The organism is uncultured Phascolarctobacterium sp. (assembly GCF_905212365.1).
GTDB lineage: Bacteria > Bacillota > Negativicutes > Acidaminococcales > Acidaminococcaceae > Phascolarctobacterium_A.
In genome coordinates this window covers 1-5,930 of record NZ_CAJMEH010000084.1, presented here as the reverse complement: position 1 = coordinate 5,930, position 5,930 = coordinate 1, and the positions used below count along the sequence as shown (strand labels likewise).

Annotated in this window: 7 protein-coding genes; 6 read left to right on the top strand and 1 reads right to left on the bottom strand. The window is 45.2% G+C overall.

Translation table 11 applies throughout. The features are described from left to right. Positions 1-989, bottom strand: a 989-nt coding sequence (locus tag QZ105_RS09950; protein WP_293729768.1) for a transposase, incomplete at its 3' end; no start/stop codon positions are given. Between the two features lie 247 nt (positions 990-1,236). Between QZ105_RS09950 and QZ105_RS09945 the strand changes: the two genes are divergently transcribed. The 6 genes from QZ105_RS09945 to QZ105_RS09920 form a co-directional block, all read left to right on the top strand. After that, positions 1,237-1,929 carry a DUF3800 domain-containing protein gene (locus tag QZ105_RS09945; protein WP_293729767.1) on the top strand — a complete coding sequence of 231 codons (693 nt, stop codon included), beginning with the start codon at positions 1,237-1,239 and terminating at the stop codon, positions 1,927-1,929. A 172-nt stretch (positions 1,930-2,101) separates the two neighbouring features. Beyond that, positions 2,102-2,392 (top strand): LysO family transporter, encoded by a 291-nt coding sequence (locus QZ105_RS09940; RefSeq protein WP_293729766.1) that lies wholly within the window; start codon positions 2,102-2,104, stop codon positions 2,390-2,392. Then, positions 2,389-2,985: a lysine exporter LysO family protein gene (locus tag QZ105_RS09935; RefSeq protein WP_293729765.1), complete on the top strand. Its 597-nt coding sequence runs from the start codon at positions 2,389-2,391 to the stop codon at positions 2,983-2,985. Before QZ105_RS09940 ends, QZ105_RS09935 begins: the two co-directional genes overlap by 4 nt. 269 nt (positions 2,986-3,254) lie before the next feature. Beyond that, a complete protein-coding gene (gene sufC, locus QZ105_RS09930) occupies positions 3,255-4,001 on the top strand; it encodes a Fe-S cluster assembly ATPase SufC (RefSeq protein WP_293729764.1) in 747 nt (248 codons plus the stop codon). Between the two features lie 19 nt (positions 4,002-4,020). Next, entirely contained in the window at positions 4,021-5,427 is a 1,407-nt protein-coding gene (gene sufB / locus QZ105_RS09925) for a Fe-S cluster assembly protein SufB (RefSeq protein WP_293729763.1), read from the top strand. Positions 5,428-5,627: 200 nt separating this feature from the next. Further along, positions 5,628-5,930: hypothetical protein (locus QZ105_RS09920; RefSeq protein WP_293729762.1), on the top strand; the 303-nt coding region annotated here is incomplete at its 3' end.

Sequence of the window (5,930 nt, the reverse complement as noted above, 5' to 3'; positions counted from 1 at the left end):
TAATATTCTTTTAATTCATAAGCTGCTTTCAGGTCAGGGAAGCGTTCGAAGAGAATATCACGAATATTCCTGTAATTTACATAGCGTCCAAGTTTCTTGTTATACCTGGGGTCATTGTCAAGATATTTATTGTGTTCAAATACATGCTTGAATGTAGTCAATAGGTATTTATATATTTTGCTTTCCGTGCTTCGGACGCACCTCAGCCTGACTTTGCGGAAATCATCAGTTAAGTGTTTTAATACATGAAAGCTGTCAGCACATACTTTAGCTTTAGGAAAAAATATATTGGCGACATCCCGGTAAATATCATACATATCTATCGATACGTATTCTACATTATTCAATTCAGAAATATTTTTATCTCTATCCATTGTTTTACTTTTAATTTCACTTAAATACTTAACTAGATAGGATTTCTTTCTGGATGGCAGAATATCTATCATTTCGCCAGTTGAAAAATCAAGGAAAAGGCAGCAATATTTAGAACCTTGGTCAGAGTTGGGAAGGTAATGCTCGTCAATCGAAAGAACTATGGGCAGAGTTTTTCTTTGAATATTGACATGTTTATCGAACAAGCGAAGGACCTTAGATATAGATAAATTATAGCGCTTAGCAACTGAAGTATAGGTAACTTCACAATATTTTAGCTCTGTAAGGACATTAAATTTGGTTTCAAAAGTTAATCGTTCGCTTGTATCAATAAACGGATTACGCTCACAGAAGGATATTTCACAATGTGGGCAGCGATATCTACGTTGCTGGTAATAGATTACACATGAACGGTTTGCAAGAGTAGAATGTGTAAGTTTTCTGGAATAATAACCATGAACTTTTGTAGGTGATTTACAAGCAGGACACAACATCAAGGTAGGGGTTAGTTTTACTTTGAGAATAATGGAGCCATCTTGTTGAATTACAGAGGAAACGCTTAATAAATCATCTGGCTTTACATTAAGAATGGTTGTGATAAAATCTTCGTAAGACATTTTGTCTTAGCCTCCTTTTAAATAGATAGTTATTTTAGACAGAATAACATTCTAAAGTATAGGAGGCTTTATTTATTTCGTAAATATCACCTAAGGAATAAAGCACAGTAACTGACAAAGCGAAACCACACAAAGTGACATAGCAAACCACAGGAAGTGACAAAGTAGGTTTTGACCACAGTAACTGACAAAGGGGCGACCACACCACAGAAAATGACAAAGTACTTTTTTTCTTTATGGGGGGAATATGGATATTTTTGTTTATTCTGATGAATCCGGTGTGTTTGACTATATACATAATGATTTCTTTGCTTTTGGCGGAATTATTTTTTTGAGCAAGGAAGATAAAGATGCTGCTTCAAGAAAATTTTTATTTGCTGAAAAAGCGTTACGTACATATGGTAAGCATGAAAATAATGAAGAACTAAAAGCTTGCAGAATTACTTCAAAGGAGAAAGGTAAGCTATTTCGTTCTTTAAATAAGTTCATAAAATTTGGAGTCGTAATCAAACAAAAAAATATACATCAACGGATTTTTGACGAGAAAAAAAGTAAACAAAGATATTTGGATTATGCATATAAAATAGCGTTAAAGAGAGCTTTTGAAACCTTAATAAAGCAAGGGAAGGTAACAGCAAATGATGTCAGTCACTTACATGTGTTCGTTGATGAACACACGACTGCTACGAATGGGCGATATGAGTTAAGAGAATCCCTGGAGCAGGAATTTAAAAACGGTACCTTTAATTATACATATTCAAATTATTTCCCACCTATTTTTAGTAATTTACAAGGCATTGATTTGCACTTTTGTGATTCCTCTACTAAAACCTTAATAAGAGCTGCTGATATTGTAGCTAATCAGATTTATTATTGCGCTGTTAAGAATGACGCTAAATTATATGAGAGAGAAGATTTTTATTTAATAGATTTGCCGTAGGTTCTGGCCGCTTACTGATGTGAGCGGCTTTTCCTATATCTAGGGGTATTTACAGTAATTCCCTTTTAAAATGATATAGAAAGCCAAATATCTGGATTAAAAGCAATACAAGCGCTGCGTTTTGCTGTATAATATAATAATATTGATTCTACAGTATATTTTGGAGGCTGGTATGGAAATTATTATTTTGGCTATTGTGGTCGGAATTATTATAGGCTGGCTGGATATTTTCAGCTACCGCGTCAAGCTGTGGCTGAACCGTTTGTCGACGGTGTGCCTGTTTTTAATGCTTATTTGTTTAGGCGCGAAAATCGGCTGCGACGCCAATCTTTTAGGGCAGATTGAAAGGCTGGGGCGACAGTCCTTGCTTTTAGGCGGCAGCGCTATTTTGGGCTCGCTGCTGTTGGTTTATGTGGTAATCAGACTGCTGGCTCCCGATTTTGCTAAGGAGGAGCGGCCGTGATTTACGCTTTGCTTGCAGCTATTTTGGCGGGCATGGGCGGCGGCTATTTATTTTTGGATGTTACGTCCAAGCCGCTGCTGGACGAAATTTTGATGACCGCTTTGGATTTTATGGTGCTGGTGGCTGGTATTGAAATTGGCAGCAACCGTCGTTTGCTGCGGCAGATTTGTACGCCGAAAAATCTGGCGCTGGCTTTGGCGCTGCCGTGCGCTACGCTGGTTGGCAGCTTGGGCGGCGCTTATCTGAGCAGCTTTATAACGGGGCTCAGCGTTTACGAATCTATTTTGGTGGCGGCGGGATTGGGATGGTACAGCCTTTCTTCCGTAGTTGTCAGTACTATGCACAGCACGGAACTGGGAGCGATTTCTTTTCTGAGCAATATGCTGCGGGAGGTTTCCTCTTTCGTTTTGATTCCGCTGCTGGCGCGTTGGTACGGGCTGCTGGCTATTGCTCCCGGCGGCGCGGGGACGATGGATTCCCTGCTGCCCTTAGTGATTCGCGCGGCAGGTATGAACGTAGGCATGTTTTCCTTTATTAACGGTTTGCTTTTATCGCTTTTGGTGCCGGTGCTGTTGTCGCTGCTGCTGAAGTAAGGATACCGTCGCCGTTGGCAAACCGCAGCGGCAGCTGCGCGGTGGGAATCAAGGCTGCGTTCAGCAATAAGTAATGGATTTTTACTAGCTGTTAGTATATAATAGATAAAATACAGAGCGGCGCTTGCAACTTTTTTGCAAATTATCGCTGCGTTACGCCCTTAGTCCCTTGCATTGGGACGGAAATAAATTTATAATATGGATATAAAATCATACTAGAAATATGGGAATTAAAGGTTTGCCTGCGGGCAGACGATTGGAGGATAAATATGGCGGAACAATTATTAGAAGTAAAAGGCTTGCATGTTAATGTGGAAGACAAGGAAATTCTGCACAGCATCTATTTGGATATTAAGCCAGGCGAGACCCATGTGCTGATGGGCCCTAACGGCGCAGGCAAGTCCACCTTGGGCTACGCTTTGATGGGCAACCCTAAATATACGATTACCGGCGGCACGATTATGTTCGACGGTCAGGATATTACCGAGCTTTCCGTGGATAAACGGGCGAAGGCAGGACTGTTCCTGTCCTTCCAGAATCCGCTGGAGGTGCCGGGCATCAGCCTGAGCAGCTTTTTGAAAACTGCGCTGGAGCAGCAGCGCGGCGTGCGCATTAAGGCGTGGGATTTCCGAAAGGAGCTGCGCCAGGCTATGGCCTTGCTGCAGATGGACGCTAAATATGCCGAACGCGATTTGAACGCCGGTTTCAGCGGCGGCGAAAAGAAGAAGGCCGAAATTTTACAGCTACTGATGCTCAATCCTAAGCTGGCGATTTTGGACGAAACCGACAGCGGTCTGGACGTGGACGCGGTGAAGATTGTGTCCCAGGGCATTAAAACCTTTCAGGAGCACCGCAACGGCGCGCTGCTGATTATTACGCATAATACGAAAATTTTGGAAGCGCTGCACGTGGATAAGACTCACATTCTGGCGCAGGGCAGCATTATTAAAAATGCCGGGCCGGAGCTGGTGGAAGAAATCAATAAACAGGGCTTTGAGCAATTTTTGCAAAAATAAGCCGGTGATGGAGTAAAGTATGGAAGAAAAAACTTATGTTGAAGATATAGACAGAAGCCTGTACGACTTCCGCAACGAGGACAAGGACGCTTACCGCATTCAGGAGGGCCTGACCCGCGAGATTGTGGAGCAAATTTCCCGCGAGAAGCACGACCCGGAATGGATGCGCGAGTTTCGGCTGAAATCGCTGGAAATTTATAACAATATGCTTATGCCGCAGTGGGGTCCTTCCATTGAGGGTTTGAATATGGATAATATCGTTACTTATGTGCGTCCCAATACGAAAATGCAGGGCAAGTGGGAGGATGTTCCCGACGATATTAAGGATACTTTCGAGCGTTTGGGCATCCCTCAGGCTGAGCAGACCAGTCTGGCGGGTGTGGGCGCTCAGTACGACAGTGAGCTGGTGTACCACAATGTGCGCCGCGAGGTGGAGGAGCAGGGCGTAGTTTATACGGATATGGAAAGCGCGCTGAACGGCCCCTATGCGGAAATGGTGCGCGAGCATTTTATGAAGCTGGTGCCGCCGACGGACCATAAGTTTGCGGCGCTGCACGGCGCGGTTTGGTCCGGCGGTTCCTTTGTGTATGTGCCCAAGGGAGTGAGCGTGGCGATTCCGCTGCAATCTTATTTCCGTTTAAACGCCAAGGGCGCGGGCCAGTTTGAGCATACGCTGATTATTGTGGACGAGGGCGCGGATCTGCACTTTATCGAGGGCTGCAGCGCGCCAAAATATAATGTGGCCAATCTGCACGCGGGCTGCGTAGAGCTGTTTATCGCCAAAAACGCCAAGCTGCGCTATAGCACGATTGAAAATTGGTCCAAGAATATGTATAACCTGAATACGAAGCGGGCGCTAGTGGCGGAGGGCGGCACTATCGAATGGGTGTCCGGCTCCTTCGGCTCCCATGTTTCTTATTTATATCCCATGAGCGTGCTCAATGGCGACGGCGCGCACAGCGAGTTTACAGGAGTAACCTTTGCCGGGCGCGACCAGAATCTGGATACTGGCTGTAAGGTGGTACACAACGCTTCCCACACGACTAGTCTGGTCAATACCCGTTCCATTTCCAAGAGCGGCGGCGTCAGCACCTTCCGCAGCAGCGTGGTGGTAACAAATAAGGCAAAGCACGCCAAGTCGTCGGTGTCCTGCCAAAGCCTGATGCTGGATAATATTTCCCGTTCCGACACTATTCCGGCTATCGATGTGCGCACGTCGGAGGCGGATATCGGCCACGAAGCAAAGATTGGCCGTATCAGCGACGACGCCGTATTTTATCTGATGAGCCGCGGCATCAGCGAGGAAGAGGCCAAGGCGATGATTGTCAGCGGCTTTGCCGATAACGTATCGAAGGAGCTGCCGCTGGAATATGCGGTGGAGATGAATAATTTAATCCGTCTGGAAATGCAGGGTAGTATTGGCTAGGGCGGCGTAGCATAAAGCACTTTCTACTTCGTTGTGGCTCCTCGGTGTACTTCTAGTACGCTGTCGCACCAAATGGTATTAGCACGACCAGCAAATATTTGCGTCGCAAGCTAGCAAATATTTGGGCCTTAGCGTTTCGCCACACCTTGTATATAGCACTTTCTGCTACACCTTATTTTTGAAGGAGTAAAGAAAATATTATGGAAAATATTTCAATGATTGTTAATAAACTGCCCGCGCCTACATGGAATCGTTTGCAGATGAACGACAGCAGGATGGAGCTGGCTCCCTGCGCTGATGTGTGCGAACCCAGGGTGGCGTTGCAGGGCAGCGTATGTTTAAATAAAAGCGGCTTGCAGCCCGGAGTCGGGAAGGCTTGCTGCGGCTGTGCTACTGCGGCCGGCTGCCCGGTGCACAGCGTTGATTTTAATAAGATACCCACGGGCATGGGGCAGGATATGGAGCTTTTGGGCGCTGGCCATACATTACGTTTAGTGGCGGAC

Coding starts and splice junctions, on each gene's coding strand:
- QZ105_RS09945 (WP_293729767.1), top strand. CDS start 1,237: ATGGATATTTTTGTTTATTCTGATGAATCCGGTGTGTTTGACTATATA.
- QZ105_RS09940 (WP_293729766.1), top strand. CDS start 2,102: ATGGAAATTATTATTTTGGCTATTGTGGTCGGAATTATTATAGGCTGG.
- sufC (WP_293729764.1), top strand. CDS start 3,255: ATGGCGGAACAATTATTAGAAGTAAAAGGCTTGCATGTTAATGTGGAA.
- sufB (WP_293729763.1), top strand. CDS start 4,021: ATGGAAGAAAAAACTTATGTTGAAGATATAGACAGAAGCCTGTACGAC.